Origin of the sequence: Burkholderia sp. BE12 (genome assembly GCF_002959955.1) — a bacterium.
In the GTDB taxonomy this organism is placed as follows: domain Bacteria; phylum Pseudomonadota; class Gammaproteobacteria; order Burkholderiales; family Burkholderiaceae; genus Burkholderia.
Window position 1 is genome coordinate 296654 of record NZ_PREY01000001.1, and the last position, 17964, is coordinate 314617.

Below are 17964 nucleotides of genomic sequence, written 5' to 3' on the forward strand. Positions count from 1 at the left end.
GTCCCGGCCGGCCTAGAACGAGTACGCGAGCGACGCGAACAGGCTGCGCGGCGCGCCCGGCGTGACCCACAGGCTGTTGTACGAGCTGACGTAGGTGGTGCGATTGAACAGGTTGTTCAGCACCACCGACGCACGCAGGTGCTTGTTGACCTGAAGGTAGCCGTTGAGCTGGACGGTCGCGTAGGCCGGCAGCTCGAAGCCGTCCTGCGTGTTGGCCGTGTTGCCGGCCCGGCGCCCGACGTAGATCAGGCCCGCGCCGGCGCCGGCCTTGTCCGCGAACGGCAGCGTGGTCTCGTACATGAGCAGCGCGCTGCCGCTCAGCCGCGGTACGTCGACGAGACGTGAACCGGGCGCCAGCACGGTATCGCGCGTGACCTCGGCGTCGACGTACGCGAAATTGGCGATGCCGCGCAAGCCGTGGCCGAGGTCGCCGCTCCACTCGAATTCGACGCCCCGGCTGCGCACTTCGCCGGCCGCGCGCGAGAAGCCGGCGTTCGCCGGGTCGGCGGTGAGCACGTTGCGCTTGGTGACGTAGAACGCCGAGACGGTCGTGAGCCAGCGCGCGCCTGCCCATTTCGCCCCGGCTTCGTAGCCGCGGCCCTTTTCGGGATCGAACGCGCGGCCGCCGACGTCGGCGCCGTTGTTCGGCCGGAACGAATACGCGGTGTTCGCATACAGCGACAACGCGGGGCTCATTTCATACACGACGCCGACACGCGGGCTCACCGCGGTCTGCAACTGGCTCGTCGTCACGCCCTTCAGGCGGTTGTCGATCGACTGGTGGAAGCGATCCCAGCGCAGCCCGGCAAGGATTTTCCAGTGCGGCCCGAACGCGAGCGTGTCCTGTGCGTAGACGCCTTGACCGTCGTCGCGCTCGAGCAGGTTGGTCGCGGTGCGCGGTGTCGGCGCGGGCTGGCCGTAGACCGGATCGAAGATGTCGATCGCATACGGCGCCGCGGCGGTCGGCGTGGAACGCGTGACGAACTGGTCGTAGTTGAAGCGGTACGCATCGACGCCCATCACGAGCGTATGGCCGATGCCGCCCGTGCGGAACGTGCCGGTCGTCTCGAGGCGGCCTTGCAGGTCGTTCGAGTGAAACGCGACTTGCCGGTAGCGGCGCCACAGCGTGCGGCCGTCCGGCTGCAACGCGAAGGCTTCGGACGAACGCCCCGACAGGTCGGTGTTGCGTTGCGCGACGCCGGCGTTGATCGACCAGCGCGAATCGATGCGATGCTCGAGCGTGAACTGGTGGCCCGTGTTGCGCACGTCGTAGTCGCCGTCGCGCGGCTCGCCGAGAAAGCGCGACGCGGGGATCACGCCGAGCTGCCCGTTGACCGCCAGCACGCCGCGATCGAGCGGCGCGCGCTGACGCGCACTCTCGAACTCGTAGTGGAGCGTCGTGTCGGCGCCGATGTCCCAGGTGAACGACGGCGAGAACAGGTAGCGTTTGCTCGACACCGTGTCGCGAAAGCTGCCGTTGTTCTCGTTCATCGCGACGAAGCGGTACGCCAGCGATTTCGTGACGGGGCCGGTCGAATCGAGCGTCTGGCGCAATGCGCCGTAGCTGCCGGCCGACACGCCGATGGTGTTCGCGCGTGCGAACTGCGGCTGCTTCGTCGTATAGCTGATGATCCCGCCCGGATCGCCGCGGCCATACAGCGCGGACGCCGGCCCCTTGAGCACTTCCATGCGCTCGAGGTTGACGGTGTCGCGCGGCACGCTCATGCCGCGATTCCACGAAAAGCCGTTGACCAGATAGTCGGTGCCGGACGTGTTGCCGTCGCCGGCGAAGCCGCGCACAGCGTAGTTGTCCCATAGGCCGCCGAAGTTGTTCTGGCGCGAGACACCCGCGACCCAGTCGTAAAGATCGTCGCCGCGCGTGGCGGCCACGGTCTGGATCAGCTTCGTATCGACGCTGCTGACCGCGAACGGAATCTCCATCACGTCCGCCTCGCCGCGCGTCGCGCTCGTCGATTCGCGCATGCGAAACGGCGCCGTCGCGCGTTGCGCCGATACCTCGATGGTGGGCAGCGACGTTTCCTGCGCGTCGGCGGCGCCCATGCCCGCCGTGCCGACCACGATGGCCATCGGTGCGGCCGCCCAGTTGCTCCTGCTCATACGCCTCCTGTTGGTGTGTTTCGCGTTCGGGCACGGCGGGCGGCCTCGCGCCGACATCTGTGTTCCAAACAGTACATTTGCGCGGCAATTTAATGCAAATGAGAGGCATTTGCAATCGTAATTTTCAGAACGGACGCGCAACGCGAAACGGCGCGGCACGCGGCCGCGAAGGAGGGGAAGAGAGGGACGGAAACCGGGCTGGCGTCACATGACGACGCGCTCGCCGACGCGTGCCGGCGCCGGTGCGCGATCAGTCGGGATCGGCTTTCAGCCCGCCGTCGATCCAGCGCGCCTCGGACGCGCGAAGATGCGCGCGGATGGCCGTCTGCGCCGCGATCGGGTCGCCGGCCTGCAGCGCGAGGAGCACGTCCTCGTGCTCGCGCACGGCGGCGGTCCAGGTCTGAGGATTCTCCGCGTGGCCGCGCATGGCCGTCGCGATCGGGTCGTGACGGCTGTCGAACAGCTCGCCGACGAAGCGGGTGAGCACCGAATTGCCGGCGGCTTCCGCGATCAGCATGTGGAACTGCCGGTCGGCTTCGACCGGGGATTTGCCGGCCTCCGCGAGCCGCTTCATGCGCTGAACGGTGCGGCGCAGGCGCTCGAGCATCGCGGCCGTCATCCGCGCGGCGGCCAGTGCGGCGACGCTGCCTTCGACGGCCGCGCGGGCCTGCATCAATTCCGACGGGCTGTCGCCGAGCGTGACCATCGTGCCGACATCGTCGGCCGCCGTGTCGCGGACATAGACGCCGGAGCCCATCCGGATTTCGATCTGGCCGCCAATTTCCAGCGCGATCAGCGCCTCGCGAAGCGACGGGCGCGATACGCCGAGCGTCAGCGCCAGCTCGCGTTCCGGCGGCAGCCGCTCGCCGATCGCGAATTCGCCCTGACGAATCAACGCGACGATCTGGGCCGCGACCGATTGGTAAAGCCGCTTGGGTTCTGTCGATTTCATTCGATGCAATGGGGTCAATGCGCTTTCGGCGCAAGCGCGTGTCGCGGAGTCTATCACGCACGCTGCTTCGCCCTTTGCGGCGGCCCGTTCATCCCGATGTGCGGGTTTTCACCATTGGTAAGATCAGATGTGAATAGTTAAATTGGCTTGACCAAAATTGGTTTGATTGCTGTAATTCGTCTAAATTGGACTGACCAGAGCCTGCCGAGGTCGATCCACCCCAAGGAGACGCAATGGCAATGCCTCGCAATCTGCCCGGTCAGGCCGCTCAGGACGAAGCGGACCGGGAGATCCTGCGCCTGGAAGGGATTCGCAAATGCTTCCCGGGCGTCGTCGCGCTCGACCGGATTCGCCTCGATCTGCGCCGCGGCGAGGTGCATGCGGTGTGCGGCGAAAACGGCGCGGGCAAATCCACGCTGATGAAGATCATCAGCGGTCAGTACCTGCCCGACGAGGGGGTGATTCGCTATCGCGGCGCGCCGGTGCGATTTCGTTCGGCATCCGAAGCGCAGGCGGCGGGCATCGCGATCATTCACCAGGAACTCAATCTCGTCCCGCACCTGAGCGTGGCGGAGAACCTGTTTCTCGCACGCGAGCCGCGGCGCGGGCCGTTCGTCGATACGAGGCGCATGAATACGGATGCGGCGCGCTGCATCGCGCGAATCGGCCTGAATGTCGCGCCCACGACGAAGGTCGGCGTGCTGTCCATCGCGCAGCAGCAAATGGTCGAGATCGCGAAGGCGCTGTCGCTCGATGCGCGCGTGCTGATCATGGACGAACCCACGTCGTCGCTGACCGAAACGGAAACGGTGCAGCTCTTTCGCATCATCGAGGAACTGCGCGCCGACGGCGTGGCGATTCTGTATATCTCGCACCGGCTCGACGAAATGGCGCAGATCGTCGATCGCGTGACGGTGTTGCGCGACGGGCGCCACATCTCGACGGACGATTTCGCCGACGTGAGCATCGACGACATCGTCGCGCGCATGGTCGGGCGGACGCTCGACGACGCCTATCCGTCACGGCAATCGGTGCCGACGGACGACGTGCTGCTCGACGTGCGGGAACTGCGCCGCGACGGTGTGTTCGGGCCGGTGTCGTTCGCGCTGCGCCGCGGCGAGATCCTGGGTTTCGCGGGATTGATGGGCGCCGGGCGCACCGAGATCGCACGCGCGATCTTCGGCGCGGACCGCCCCGACGGCGGCACGATCGCGCTGCACGGCCGGCCCGTGACGATCCGCTCGCCGCGCGAGGCGATCCGGCACGGCATCGCGTATCTGTCGGAGGACCGCAAGAAAGAAGGGCTCGCGCTGCCGATGCCCGTCGCGGCGAACCTCACGCTCGCGAACGTGCGCGGTATCTCGTCGCGCCTCGGTTTCCTGCGCTTCGACGCCGAGCTGGACGTGGCGCGCCGCTACGTGCAGGACCTCGCGATTCGCACGCCGTCCGTGCATCAGCGCGTGCGCAATCTGTCCGGCGGCAACCAGCAGAAGGTCGTCATCGGCAAATGGCTCTACCGCGGTTCGAAGATCCTGTTCTTCGACGAGCCGACGCGCGGGATCGACGTCGGCGCGAAATTCGCGATCTACGGGCTGATGGACCGGCTCGCCGCCGACGGCGTCGGCGTGGTGCTGATCAGTTCGGAACTGCCGGAGCTGCTTGGCATGACCGATCGGATCGCCGTTTTTCACGAAGGTCGATTGACCGCGTTTCTCGACACCAAACACACCAGTCAGGAGGAGATCATGCACTACGCGTCGGGGCGTTCCCATGCTTGAAATGACATCCGATCGAAGCCAGGCCGACGAACGGGCGGCGCGACAGCGGCGGCGCGACCTGATCCAGAAGTTCGCGGCGCTGGGCAGCCTGGTCGTGCTCGTGTTCGCGTTTTCGATTTCGAGCGCGGCGTTCTTCTCGGTCGACAACCTGATGACCGTCGGCCTGCAGGTCACGTCCATCGCCTATCTGGGCGTGGCCGCGACCTGCGTGATCATCACGGGCGGCATCGACCTGTCGGTCGGCTCGGTGCTCGCGCTGGCCGGCGTGTGCGCGGCGCTGCTGGTCAAGGCCGGCGTGCCGGTGCCGGCGGCCATGGCGGCCGGCATCCTGGTCGGCGCGCTGTGCGGGTTCGTCAACGGCATTTGCGTGACGCGCATGGGCCTGCCGCCCTTCATCGCGACGCTCGGCATGATGCTCGTCGCGCGCGGCATCGCGCTCCAGATCACGGGCGCCCGGCCGGTATCGGATCTCGGCGACGCGTTCGGCGCACTCGGCAACGGTGCGCTGCTGCGGATCTCGCGCATCGGCGCGGACGGGTTCCCCGACACGACCTTTCCCGGCATTCCGTATCCGGTCGTGATCATGGTCGTGCTGTTCGTCGTGGTGTCCGTCCTGCTGTCTCGAACGTCGCTCGGCCGTCATATCTACGCGGTCGGGTCGAACGCGGAGGCGGCCCGGCTCTCGGGCGTGAACGTGCAGGGCGTGAAGCTGTTCACCTATGTGCTGTCCGGCGCGCTCGCGGGCGTGACCGGCTGCGTGCTGATGTCGCGGCTCGTCACGGGGCAGCCGAACGAGGGCGTCATGTACGAGCTCGACGCCATCGCCAGTTCGGTCATCGGCGGCACGTCGCTGATGGGCGGCGTCGGCACGATTTCCGGCACGGCGATCGGCGCGTTCGTGATCGGCGTGCTGCGCAACGGCCTGAACATGAACGGCGTGTCGAGCTTCATTCAGCAGATCATCATCGGCGTCGTGATCCTGGGCACGGTCTGGATCGACCAGTTGCGCAGTCGCCGGCCCTGACCGGCAGCAAGCAGTCCCTACCAACGAGAAGCGGAGCGAGACATGAACAAACCCATCCTGCTGGCGGCATCGGCGTGCGTATTCGCGGCGTGCAACAGCGGCGCGTATGCGGCGGGCGGCGAGATCGCCGTGATCGTCAAGACGGTCAATTCGAACTATTGGCAGAACGTGCAGAAAGGCGCGAAGGCGGCGCTCGACGGGGCCAAGGGCTACACGATGACGTTCCAGGGGCCGGCGGCCGAGTCCGACATCAGCGGACAGGTGAACATGGTCGACAACGCGGTCACGCGCCATGTGGCGGGCATCGTGCTCGCGCCGTCCGACCCCGATGCGCTGGTACCCGCGATCAAGAAGGCGTGGGAAGCGCATATTCCCGTCGTGCTGATCGATTCGGCCATCGCGGATGCCGGCAAGCCGTATTACCAGGCGTTCCTGTCGACCGACAACGAGAAGGCGGGCGCGCTGTGCGCGAAGGCGCTGATCGACCGCGTCGGGCAGTCCGGCAAGATCGCGATCATGTCGTACGTGCCGGGCGCCGGGTCCGAGGTCAGCCGCGTCGGCGGGTTCCGCAAGTATATCGAGAGCCATTCGAAGCTGCAGGTCGTTGGTCCGTACTACTCGCAATCGCAAATGGCGACCGCGCTGAACCAGACGACCGACGTGCTGTCGGCGAATCCGGACCTGAAGGGCATCTTCGGCGCGAACGAGCCGACCGCGGTCGGGATGGGCCGCGCACTGAAGCAGTCGGGCAAGGCGGGCAAGGTGGTGGCGATCGGGTTCGACGGCAACGAGGACCTGCAGGGCTTCGTGCGCGACGGCACCGTGCAGGCGATCGCGGTGCAGGGCTCGTGGCAAATGGGGAACCAGGGCGTGCGCACGGCGCTCGACGTCATCGAGCGCAAGCCCGCGCCGAAGCTGATCGATACCGGCGTCGTGATGGTCGACAAGCAGAACCTCGATTCGCAGGCGGCGAAGAATGTCCTGTACTGACCGGCCGTGCCGCTTTCCCGCATCGAGTCACGACGCATGAATGCAAACGATACGCGCATGTTGCCGCGCAGCGGGCTGACGGTGTCCGCGCTCGGTCTCGGCTGCTCGCAGCTCGGCGGCCTTTATCGTCCGATGTCGGCCGCCGACGCCGCCGCGCTCGTCGACGCCGCGTGGGCGGCCGGCCTGCGCTACTTCGACACCGCGCCTTATTACGGTTACACGCTGTCCGAGCGGCGCACGGGGGCGGGGCTCGCCCCGCGCGAGCGCGGCGCCTTCACGCTCAGCACGAAAGTCGGGCGGCTGATGCGCGCCGACGCGAGCGTGCGGCCAGGCGACGACGGCTGGGCCGAGCCGTTGCCGTTCCGGCCGGTCTACGACTACAGCTACGACGGCATCATGCGTTCGCACGACGACAGCCGGCAACGGCTCGGGCTCGCGCGGATCGACCTGCTGTATGTGCACGACATCGGCGCGATGACGCACGGCGATCGTCACGCGCACTACTGGGAGCAGTTGACCCGCGGCGGCGGGTTTCGCGCGCTGGACGCGCTGCGCGCGGGCGGCGAGATCGGCGGGTTCGGTCTTGGCGTGAACGAATGGGAAGTCGCGGCCGATGCGCTGAACGAAGCGGCGCTCGACGCCGTGCTGCTGGCCGGCCGCTACACGCTGCTCGAACAGACGGCGCTGGAACCGCTGCTCGATGCGTGCGCCCGTGAAGGGACGGGTATCGTGATCGGCGGCGTGTTCAATTCCGGCGTGCTTGCCGGCAACGGCAAGTTCAACTATGCGGATGCGAGCGCCGACGTGATCGACAAGGCCACGCGGCTCGGCGCGCTGTGCAACCGCTTCGACGTGCCGCTTCCCGCCGCTGCATTGCAGTTTCCGTTCGGCCATCCGGCCGTCGTGTCGTGCGTGGTCGGGGCGCGCAGCGTGGCTCAGCTTAAGCAGAACATCGAATGGTTCGAGCGCCCCGCGCCGGCCGAACTGTGGGATGCGCTGCGCGACGAAGGTCTGATCGACGCGCGCGCGCCGGTTCCGGGGGCACGCGCATGACCGCACGCATCGACGCCCATCAGCATTACTGGCGAATCGGCGCGCGGGCCGGCTGCTGGCCGCCGGCCGAACTCGACGCGATTCACCGCGATTTCGGCCCCGCCGATCTGGCGCCGCTGCTCGATGCCGCGCGCATCGATACCACCGTCCTCGTGCAATCGCTGCCGAGCGAAGCCGACACGCGCTTTCTGCTCGATCTCGCGGCCGCCACGCCGAGCGTCGGCGCCGTGGTCGGCTGGGTCGACATGAAGGCCGACGACGCGCCGGCGCGGATCGCGGCGTTTGCATCCGCGCCGAAGGCGCGCGGCTTGCGACCGATGCTGCAGGATCTGCCCGACGACGCATGGATCGACGATCCGCGGCTGGATCGCGCAGTCGCCGCGATGCTCGAGCATGGGCTCGGTTTCGATGCGCTGGTGATGCCGCGCCATCTCGATGCGCTGCATGCGTTCGCGCGACGCCATCCGGATCTGCCGATCGTGATCGACCACGGCGCCAAGCCATTCGTCGAGCGCGGCGAGTTGCAGCCGTGGCTGTCGTCGATGCGCCGGCTCGCGAGCCTGCCGAACCTGCATTGCAAGCTGTCCGGCCTCTGGACGGAGGCCGGGTCGTCGGCCGGCCCGGATGCCGTGCGGGCGCGCACGCGGCCGTATGTCCACGCGCTGGCCGAGCTGTTCGGGCCGACGCGCCTGATGTGGGGCAGCGACTGGCCGGTGCTGCGGCTGGCGTCGGCATGCGGCGGCTACGGCGAATGGCTGGCTGCGTGCGAGGACGATTGCACGCGGTTGCTTGGCTCGGCTTCACTGGCCGATCTTTTCGGCGGCAACGCGCGCCGCTTTTACCGGATCGACACCGCACGCCACGACGAATGAACCAGAACGAAAGGAACCCGACATGCTCAGCGTGATTTGCGAATCCCCCGGCGTGCTGCGCGTGCAGCATCGCGAACTGCCCGTGCGCGGCAGCGGCGAAGTATTGTTGCGCGTGCAACGTGTCGGCATCTGCGGCACCGATTTGCACATCTTCACCGGCAACCAGCCATACCTCGACTATCCGCGCGTGATGGGTCACGAGCTTTCCGCGGTGGTCGTCGAGGCGGAACCCGAGTCGGGGCTCGACGTCGGGGACGCTGTGTACGTGATGCCGTATCTGTCGTGCGGGCATTGCATCGCATGCCGTCACGGCAACACGAACTGCTGCGTCAACATCAAGGTGCTCGGCGTGCATCGCGACGGTGCGCTGGCCGAATACCTCAGCGTGCCCGCCCAGTTCGTCCACAAGGCCGACGGCATTTCGCTCGACCAGGCGGCGATGCTGGAATTTCTTGCGATCGGCGCGCATGCGGTGCGGCGCGCCGACGTCCGTGCCGGACAGCGGGCGCTGGTCGTCGGCGCCGGGCCGATCGGCATGGCCGCGATGATCTTCGCGAAGCTGCGCGGCGCCGACGTCACGTGCCTCGACACGCGGGCCGATCGGCTGGCGTTTTGCCGCGAGCACCTGGCGGTCGATGCGGCGGTGGAAGTGGGGGAAGACGACGCGGCGCGTCTCGCGTCGTTGACCGACGGCGAGTATTTCGATGCGGTATTCGACGCGACGGGCAACCTCGATGCGATGAATCGCGGTTTCGAATTCGTCGCGCACGGCGGCAAATACACGTTGATCTCGATCGTGCGCGGGCACGTTGCGTTTTCGGATCCCGAATTCCACAAGCGGGAAACCACGCTGCTCGCAAGCCGCAATGCCACCGCCGAGGATTTCGCGACGGTGCTCGACGCGATGCGTTCAGGGCGTATTCCGGACCGTGCGCTGAACACGCACCGGATGCGGCTCGACGAGGTGCCGGACGCGCTTCCGCGTCTGCTGGAAGCGGGGCAGACCGTCGTGAAGGCGCTCGTCGAATGTTGATCCGTCGAATCCGGCACGTGGAGCGCATGCGATGACGCCGCCGATCCTGCAATTCGGCACGAGCCGCTTCCTGCTGGCGCATGTCGACCTGTTCGTCTCCCAGGCGCTGGACGACGGCAACGCGATGGGCGGCATCGGCATCGTGCAGACGACCGGCAATCCGGCCAGCCGCGCCCGCATCGACGCGCTGCGCGCGACCGGTCGCTATCCGGTGCGGATTCGCGGGCGCGACCGCGGCGGCATCGTCGACGAAGTCGTCGAATGCCGCGCCGTGCATCGCGCATGGGACGCCGAGCGCGACTGGGCGGAGATACGCCGCGCCGCGATCGAGACGGTCCGCGTGATCGTATCGAACACCGGCGACGCAGGCTATCGCACCGATCCGCGCGACGCGGCGGACCTGCCGGACCGGCCGCAGCAGACCCCGCGCGGCTTTCCGGCGAAGCTGCTCGTGCTGCTGCATGCGCGCTGGCAGGTGCGTCCCGACGATGGCATCTCCATCCTGCCTTGCGAGCTGGTGACGAACAACGGCGACACGCTGCGCGACATCGTGCTGGACCTCGCGCGCCGGTGGCGGCTGCCCGACGCGTTCGCCGACTATCTGCGCCACCGCTGCGTGTGGGTCAACTCGCTCGTCGACCGCATCGTGTCCGAGCCGCTGCATCCGGTCGGCGCGATCGCGGAGCCCTACGCGCTATGGGCGATCGAACGGCGTGCCGGCATGGCGTTGCCGTGCCGGCACGCGCAGATCGTCGTCACCGACGATTTGCGCAGCCATGAGCGCCTGAAGCTGTTCTTCCTCAATCTCGGGCACAGCTGGCTCGCGGAGCAGTGGCTCGCGGCGGGGCGCGACGCATCGGAAACGGTGCTGGACGCGATGAACGATGCGCGGCTGCGCGACGGTCTCGAGGCGGTGTGGCGCGATGAAGTCGCGCCGGTATTCGTGGCGCTGGGCCTGCGCGAAACGGCCGAACACTATGTCGACAGCGTGCGCGAGCGCTTTCTCAATCCGTTTCTCGCGCATCGCATCGCCGATATCGCGGTCAATCATCGCGAGAAGGTGGCGCGGCGAATGGAGCCGTTGCTCGCGCTCGCGGATTCGCTGGCGCTGCCGGCCGAACAGCCTCGGTTGCGGCAACTCGTCGCCCGCCATGGCATGGCGGCCGGCGATCCGGCGGCCGGCGACCCGGCCGGCGACCCGGCAGGCGTCGCAACGACAGGGAGAACTGCATCGTGAAGCAACCGGCAATCGTGATCCTTCACGGCGACGACAACGTCGCCGTCGCACTCGACGCGCTGGCGCCGGACGTGCCGATCGACGTGCACGGCGCGCCGTTGCGGCCGGCGGCCGCGGTGCCGGCCGGCCACAAGGTCGCCACGGCGCCGATCGCGCGCGGCGACGCGATCGTCAAATGCGGGCAGCCGATCGGCATCGCGCTGCGCGACATCGCCGCGGGCGAGCACGTGCACGTGCACAACGTCGGGATGCCCGAGCGTCATGCGCACGACGACGGGCCTGCCGGCGATGCGCACGAGGTTCCGGCGGATCGCGGCGACACCTTCGACGGATTCGTGCGGCCCGACGGCAGCGTGGGCACCCGCAACTACGTCGGCGTGATCGCGAGCGTCAACTGTTCGGCGAGCGTCTGTCATGCGATCGCCGATGCGTACCGGCACGGCGCGCTCGATGCGTTCGGTCATGTCGACGGCGTCGTCGCGATCACCCATCAGAGCGGCTGCGGCATGTCGGCGACCGGCGACGGCATCGAACTGCTGCGCCGCACGCTCGTCGGTTATGCACGCAACCCGAACTTCGCCGGCGTGCTGCTCGTGGGTCTCGGTTGCGAGGTCAATCAGGTCGGCGCGCTCGCGGAACGGCTCGACGCGGCCGCGCCGGGCACCGTGCGCACGCTGGTCATCCAGGACGAAGGCGGGGTGCGCGACACCGTTGCCCGAGGCGTGTCGATCGTGCGCGCGTTGCTGGAGGTGGCCGACGGCGCGCGTCGCAGCGCGGTGCCGGCATCGCGGCTGACGGTCGGCCTGCAATGCGGCGGGTCCGACGGCTATTCGGGCATCACGGCGAATCCGGCGCTCGGCGCGGCCGTCGATCTGCTGGTCCGCAACGGCGGCACGGCGATTCTGTCCGAGACGCCCGAGATCTACGGCGCGGAGCATCTGCTGATCGCGCGGGCGGCCTCGCGCGACGTCGCCGAGCGTCTGCTCGGCCGGTTGCAATGGTGGGAGCGCTACGTCGCCGATCACGGCGGCGAAATGAACAACAACCCGTCCCCCGGCAACCTTGCCGGCGGCATCACGACGATTCTCGAGAAGTCGCTCGGCGCGGTGTCGAAGGGCGGGCGCTCGCCGCTTCGCGCGGTCTACGACTATGCGGAGCCGGTGCGGCAAGCCGGGCTCGTGTTCATGGATACGCCCGGCTACGACCCGGTGTCGGCGACCGGGCAGATCGCCGGCGGCGCGAATCTCGTGTGCTTCACGACGGGCCGCGGTTCGGTGTTCGGCTCGAAGCCGGTGCCGACGATCAAGATCGCGACGACGACCGGCCTGTTCGAGCGGATGCAATCGGACATGGATTTCGACAGCGGCGGGATCGTCGCCGGTTCGCTCACGGTCGACGAAGCGGGCGCGCGGCTGTTTCGGCTGATGCTCGACGTCGCCTCCGGACGACGATCGCGCAGCGAGGACAACGGTATCGGCGAACGCGAGTTCGTACCGTGGCTGCGCGGCGCGATCATGTGACGCGCCGCGCACGCTCCTCGCGCGATCAGGCCGCGAAGGAGCACCCGTGACGGAAACCGGCACGAGCCGGCAGGCGATCGTTGTCGGCTACGCCGCCGACAGCGTGATCGACACGCCCGTCGCGGTGTAGGCCGGCGTGGCCTTGAACCCGTCGACCGTCACCGTCGAGAACTTCGCGGCAGCCGCCGCGCCGTCGATTAGCGCGATGGTGTCGCCGGCCTTCGGCGCGTAGCCGTTCACGAATTTCACGTGCAGCGTGCCGCCCGCGACGGTGAGCGGGCCGCCCACGCGCAGCCGTCCGCCGCCGTTGCCGTCGATGTCGAGTTCGAGCGTCGTGTTGTCGAGCTGCGTGTAGCGGGTGGCGATCGTCACCGGCGCGGCGGCCGCGATTCGCACGCTGCCGCCCGGTCCGACGTACACGTCCCCTTTGCCGAACGCCGTCGTCGACGCGGCTGCCAGCGTGCCGCCGCTCACCTGCGTGCCGCCCGTGTAGCCGTTGTTGCCCGCCAGCGTCAGCGTGCCGCTGCCCTGCAGCGTCAGCTTGCCGGCGCCAGCGACGTCGTTGCGCCACAGGTCGGCGGCATTGAGCCCGCCCTGCGATGCATCCATCGACACGATCACGTTGCCGTTGAACGCGCCGTAGCCGTCGGCCGCCGCGAACAGGTTCAGGCGACCCCAGCCTTCCGCGTCGTCCATGACCGGATAGCCGGACGGCAGTTCGGTTGTTTTCAGCACGACGCGCCGCTGGTCGGCGCTCAGGTACGGAAAGCGCGTCTGCAGCAGAATCTCCGAGCCCTTCGGCACGACCGGCGGTGCGTTCGTCGATTCGATCGCGCCAAAGCCGAACGTCATGCGGCGCAGGAACGCGCTCTTGTTCGTCGTGTAGTCCGCGAACCGGTCGGTGGCCGTCGTGCCGGCGTGCGCGAATGCGGAGAAGGTCGTGGCGCTGGTGCCCGTCAGTTGTTGCAACGTCTGATGGGCTTGCGTGTAGGCGGCCTGCGCGTCGCCGGCGTACGCGGTCAGGTTCGCCGCGCTGACGGCCAGCGCGAGCATGCGCCCGCCGATCACGTCGAGCGGCGAATGCATGCCGGCCAGGATCCGGTTCTCGCCGAGCTCGAGGCCGCGGCTGACCATTTCCTGGAAGCGTTCCGGCACGAGCCACGCCATCGTCGTCGCATCGCGCATCGCTTCGGCCGTGTGGCCGCTGATGAAGCCGCCGTCGGTCGCGGGCGTCGCGCTTTCGGCCGGCACCAGCGTCGGCGCGACGATCACGCTCGTGCTCCAGCGGTACGGACGCGCGTATTTGAAGAAGCGCTTCGAAGGTTCGGTCGACGCGTTGTTGCCCATTTCGTTGAGCAGGTCGACGACCTTCCCGAAACTGGCGTTGCCGCTGCTGCCGACGCCGACGTTGTTGCCGGAGTCGTTGTACAGCACGGTCGTGGCATCGGCGGGCACGCTGGTGATGCTGGTCGTCTGCTGGGCCGCGGTGCGCCACGCGGCGGTGAGCGGACCCATGCCGTCGGTCACGCTGTATCCCTTGCCGCGCCGGTCGTCGTAGTACGCGGCATCGGCCTGCTGCGGCGTACGGGCGGTCGTCGCGTCGATCACGTACTGCACGTTGGCCGACAGCACCGCATCGTTCAGGATCGTGCCGCACGGCACGCCGCTGTTCGGCAGTCCGGAGCAGGTCGACGGCGAGATGGCCGGGAACGCGCCGTTCGCCGGCGCGCTCACGCCCGCGTCGACCAGCATCGTCGACGGTTGCCAGAGATCGAGGAAACGGCTCAACACGCGCACCGCGGCGTTGGTCGACAGCGTCGCATAGCGCGCATCGCCGCGCTGGTTGGTCGCGACGTTGTCGACGAAAGCGGGCGCGCTCGGGATCGGCGCGCTGTCGACGAAGCCGGGGTCGGCGGGGGGCGCCGGAACGGCCGCGGCGATCGTGGCGGTCGACGCGACGTCGTCGCCGCCGCCGCAGGCGGCCAATACGATCGCACTCGACAATGCCGCGACGTGCAGCGGGAAACGGCTTCGTGACGCAAACATGCAAGACTCCATCCTGATGGTCGAAGAGGGAGGATTGTGGTGAGCGATCGTTACGCGGTCGTTACGGAATTGTTGCGCGTCGTACGCGGCGGGTGTGAATTCCCACTATCTGGTTAATTTCGGGTGCTGAACATGGCGGACGCCGATTCGATGCGCGTGTCGCGGATATGCGGCTGCGCGTCGAGTCGCTACGCCTTCGCCGTGCCGGTGTCCAGCCGGAACAGCGATACGGCCTCGGCAAGCCGGTTCCCCTGTTCCTCGAGCGACTTCGATGCGGCGGCGGCCTGCTCGACGAGTGCGGCATTCTGCTGGGTGACTTCGTCCATTTGCGTAATCGCCAGATTGACCTGCTCGATGCCGCGGCTCTGCTCGTTCGACGCGGCGGCGATTTCGCCCATGATGTCGGTCACGCGCGAGATCGCGTGCGTGACTTGGCTCATCGTATCGCCCGCGTTGTTCGCGATATGCGAGCCGTCCTGGATTTTCCGGACCGATTGCGAGATCAGCTCGCGGATTTCCTTCGCGGCGCTCGACGAGCGCTGCGCAAGACTTCTGACTTCGCTGGCCACCACCGCGAAGCCGCGGCCCTGCTCGCCGGCGCGGGCGGCCTCCACGGCCGCGTTGAGCGCGAGGATGTTGGTCTGGAACGCGATCCCTTCGATGATTCCGGTGATCTCGGCGATCTTGGCAGAGCTCGCGCTGATGTCCGTCATCGTGTCGACCATCAGGCCGACCGCCGTGCTGCCACGCTGGGCGACTTCCGATGCGTTGTCGGCCAGGCCGCTTGCCTGCTGCGCGTTGTCGGCGTTCAGACGCACGGTGGATGTCAGTTGCTCGATGCTCGAGGCGGTTTCCTGCAGCGATGCGGCTTGCTGTTCCGTGCGGGAGGAGAGGTCCTGGTTGCCGGACGCGATTTCGCCGGCGCCCGTCGCGACGTTGCCGGATGCGGTACGGACTTCCGAGATCAGGCGGATCAGGTTCGCCTGCATGTCGCGCATGGAAGCCAGTACGCTGCCGGCCGGCGCGGCGCCGGTCGTGGATTCGGCGCCGAGATCGCCGGCGGCGATATGGCGGGCGATCTCGCTGAGCGCGGCAGGCTCCGTGCCCAGCGAGCGCAGCAGGCCGCGGATGATGAAGAGGCCCGAGATCGCGGCGGCCGCCGCCGCGGCGATGCAGATCACGATCAGCATCAGTCGCCGCGAGGTATATCGGTCTTCCGATTCCTTCACCAGTTGGGCGGCCCGCGAGCGCGAGTACGTCGCATATGCCTCGGTGGCCGCGACGAGCTGGGCCAGCAGCGGTCGGCACTGTTCGTTGATCATCGTGATCGCCTGATCGCGCCGGTTGTTCGCCGCCGCTTCGACGATCGCGCGCGCCACGGGGCCGTACTGCGCCTCGACCGCCGCGATTTGCCGAACCAGTTCACGAGACTTGTCGGACGCGCCGCTCCCCTCGCGGACCGCATTCGTCAGCTCGCCCAGCAGCGTGCCGACTTCGCGGTCGGCCTGCAGTGCCGCTTCCTTCTCGAGGTCCGCATCGCGCGGTCCCGCCGCCAGGACCTGGTTGCGGGCGGCGATCGCACGCCGGTCGACCGCGACGCGAACCTTGTCCACGAGGGTCGCGCGGGCGTTGGTGCCGTTGACATAGTTATCGAATGCCGCGTTCGCGTTGGCGAGCGATACGATGCCGACGAGAGAGACGACCACAACCATGCACGTAAGAAGTCCGAAAGCCATGATCAGCTTCGTGCGAACCGTTAGCCGTCGATCGTTCATGGGGAAAGTCCAGTATCAAATAGCTTTCCTTATTATCGGTACGGTGAGTGAACAATTTAGGACGGTTGCCGAGCGCAATCGTTTGCGCGTGACCTGCCATCGAAAAAAAATTTCGACAGCGATCCGAGCTCGTCACGTCGAGGGGGCGAAGGGCTCCGTTTGCGCCCGACAGACCCGCTTCTGCCTTCGCGCTTCGCGCGGCGTGGTGCGTCGCGGTTGATACGCGACAAGAGGCGCCGGAGCAGGCGAACGGCACGTGAAGCGGGTTCGATCGCACGCGACGTTGCGCGGGTGCTTCACGGACCGATCGTCGACGAGGCTACCGCCACCGAGCAATGCGCGGCGGTTCGCACGCCCCGTCTGCCGCCTTCACGCAGCAAGCAGCCCGCGCGCGGCCAGATTCGCATACAGCGCGCGCACGCCGAAGGTCCACGGCGCGATCTCCGTGCAAAGCCGCACGGTGTTGACGAGTGCGCCGAGCGCGGGCGTGGAGATGGTGACGCGGTCGCCGAGGTGATGCGTGAATCCGCCGCCGGGCGCGTCGCGATCCTGGATCGGCGAGAACATCGTGCCGAGGAACAGCATGAAGCCGTCCGGATACTGGTGATGCGCGCCGCAGGTCTGCGCGACGAGGTCGGCCGGGTCGCGGCTGATCTCGCGCATGTGGCTGATGCCGTCGAGGACGAAGCCGTCGTCCGCGCCTTCGACGCGCAGCGACACGCTGGCCTGCCGTACGCCGTCCAGCGTGAAGCCGTCGTCGAACAGCCGCACGAACGGGCCGATCGCGCACGAACCGTTGTTGTCCTTGCATTTGCCGAGCAGCAGCGCCGAACGGCCTTCGATGTCGCGCAGGTTCACGTCGTTGCCGAGCGTCGCGCCCACCGGCCTGCCGTCGCTGGCGACCGCCAGCACGATCTCCGGCTCCGGGTTGTTCCACACCGACACGGGCAGCAGCCCCACGTCCGCGCCGAAGCCGACCGCGGACATCGGCTGCGACTTGGAGAACACCTCGGCATCCGGGCCGATGCCCACTTCCATGTATTGCGACCATGCACCGCGGCGCTCGAGTTCCGCCTTCAGGCGCAGTGCGGCTTCCGAGCCCGGCACGATCTTCGACAGATCGGTGCCGATGGTCGCGGCGATGGTGTCGCGTACCTCCCTCGCTTTGGCCGGATCGCCGCCGGCCTGTTCCTCGATCACGCGCTCGATCAGGCTGACCGCGAAGGTGACGCCGCACGCCTTGATGGCCTGCACGTCGCACGGCGCGAGCAGGCGCGTGGCGCCGGGCGTGCCGTCCAGCGTCGCCTGCAACAACGGCTCGACGCGGCCGAGCGATTCGCCGGGAGCCGTGCGCGCGAGCGCGACTGCATCGGGGCGGTCGAACAGGTCCGCGGTGGTCGGCACGGTGCGCGTGATGTCGAACACTTCGCCGCCACGCACGGCGACGACGCTCGGCCCCGCGTGGGCGCCGTCGTGCCGCCAGACGCGGCCGATCAGCAGCGCGTGGGCGAGGTCGTGCGGCAGGCAATCGGAAACGGAAGGAGTACGCATGGTCAGCTCGGCAAG

General features: G+C 67.9%; 13 protein-coding genes. 8 read left to right on the forward strand and 5 right to left on the reverse strand.

Annotated elements, in window-relative coordinates; all coding sequences use genetic code 11:
• Nucleotides 1–12: 12 nt before the first annotated feature.
• Both C4B30_RS01330 and C4B30_RS01335 read right to left on the reverse strand, forming a co-directional pair.
• Nucleotides 13–2118: a TonB-dependent siderophore receptor gene (locus C4B30_RS01330; protein ID WP_027786584.1), complete on the reverse strand. Its 2106-nt coding sequence runs from the start codon at nt 2116–2118 to the stop codon at nt 13–15.
• Between the two features lie 250 nt (nt 2119–2368).
• Complete coding sequence (locus tag C4B30_RS01335) at nt 2369–3070, reverse strand: FadR/GntR family transcriptional regulator (protein WP_027786585.1); 702 nt, start codon at nt 3068–3070, stop codon at nt 2369–2371.
• 233 nt (nt 3071–3303) lie between these two features.
• Between C4B30_RS01335 and C4B30_RS01340 the strand changes: the two genes are divergently transcribed.
• Genes C4B30_RS01340 through C4B30_RS01375 form a run of 8 tightly spaced genes read left to right on the forward strand, consistent with a single transcriptional unit; the run spans nt 3304 to nt 12577 of the window.
• On the forward strand, nt 3304–4848 hold the full coding sequence (locus C4B30_RS01340) for a sugar ABC transporter ATP-binding protein (protein ID WP_027786586.1): 1545 nt from the start codon (nt 3304–3306) through the stop codon (nt 4846–4848).
• Nucleotides 4841–5872: an ABC transporter permease gene (locus tag C4B30_RS01345; protein ID WP_027786587.1), complete on the forward strand. Its 1032-nt coding sequence runs from the start codon at nt 4841–4843 to the stop codon at nt 5870–5872. The genes C4B30_RS01340 and C4B30_RS01345 overlap by 8 nt, the downstream gene beginning before the upstream one ends.
• Nucleotides 5873–5914: 42 nt before the next feature.
• Nucleotides 5915–6862: an ABC transporter substrate-binding protein gene (locus tag C4B30_RS01350; RefSeq protein WP_027786588.1), complete on the forward strand. Its 948-nt coding sequence runs from the start codon at nt 5915–5917 to the stop codon at nt 6860–6862.
• A 36-nt stretch (nt 6863–6898) separates the two neighbouring features.
• The gene (locus C4B30_RS01355; RefSeq protein ID WP_027786589.1) at nt 6899–7915 is read left to right on the forward strand and encodes an aldo/keto reductase; all 1017 of its coding nucleotides are present in this window, start codon (nt 6899–6901) and stop codon (nt 7913–7915) included.
• On the forward strand, nt 7912–8787 hold the full coding sequence (locus C4B30_RS01360; RefSeq protein ID WP_027786590.1) for an amidohydrolase family protein: 876 nt from the start codon (nt 7912–7914) through the stop codon (nt 8785–8787). The genes C4B30_RS01355 and C4B30_RS01360 overlap by 4 nt, the downstream gene beginning before the upstream one ends.
• Nucleotides 8788–8809: 22 nt before the next feature.
• The gene (locus C4B30_RS01365) at nt 8810–9820 is read left to right on the forward strand and encodes a zinc-binding alcohol dehydrogenase family protein (RefSeq protein ID WP_027786591.1); all 1011 of its coding nucleotides are present in this window, start codon (nt 8810–8812) and stop codon (nt 9818–9820) included.
• 31 nt (nt 9821–9851) lie between these two features.
• On the forward strand, nt 9852–11057 hold the full coding sequence (locus C4B30_RS01370; RefSeq protein ID WP_227789466.1) for a mannitol dehydrogenase family protein: 1206 nt from the start codon (nt 9852–9854) through the stop codon (nt 11055–11057).
• The gene (locus C4B30_RS01375; protein ID WP_027786592.1) at nt 11054–12577 is read left to right on the forward strand and encodes a UxaA family hydrolase; all 1524 of its coding nucleotides are present in this window, start codon (nt 11054–11056) and stop codon (nt 12575–12577) included. Before C4B30_RS01370 ends, C4B30_RS01375 begins: the two co-directional genes overlap by 4 nt.
• An 87-nt stretch (nt 12578–12664) precedes the next feature.
• Here C4B30_RS01375 and C4B30_RS01380 read toward each other — a convergent pair whose 3' ends face one another.
• The 3 genes from C4B30_RS01380 to C4B30_RS01390 all read right to left on the reverse strand — a co-directional run bounded on the left by C4B30_RS01380 (nt 12665) and on the right by C4B30_RS01390 (nt 17949).
• The gene (locus C4B30_RS01380; RefSeq protein ID WP_027786593.1) at nt 12665–14623 is read right to left on the reverse strand and encodes a phosphatase PAP2 family protein; all 1959 of its coding nucleotides are present in this window, start codon (nt 14621–14623) and stop codon (nt 12665–12667) included.
• A 188-nt stretch (nt 14624–14811) separates the two neighbouring features.
• Entirely contained in the window at nt 14812–16398 is a 1587-nt protein-coding gene (locus C4B30_RS01385) for a methyl-accepting chemotaxis protein (protein ID WP_027786594.1), read from the reverse strand.
• A 369-nt stretch (nt 16399–16767) separates the two neighbouring features.
• Complete coding sequence (locus C4B30_RS01390) at nt 16768–17949, reverse strand: fumarylacetoacetate hydrolase family protein (RefSeq protein ID WP_027786595.1); 1182 nt, start codon at nt 17947–17949, stop codon at nt 16768–16770.
• Nucleotides 17950–17964: the final 15 nt, after the last annotated feature.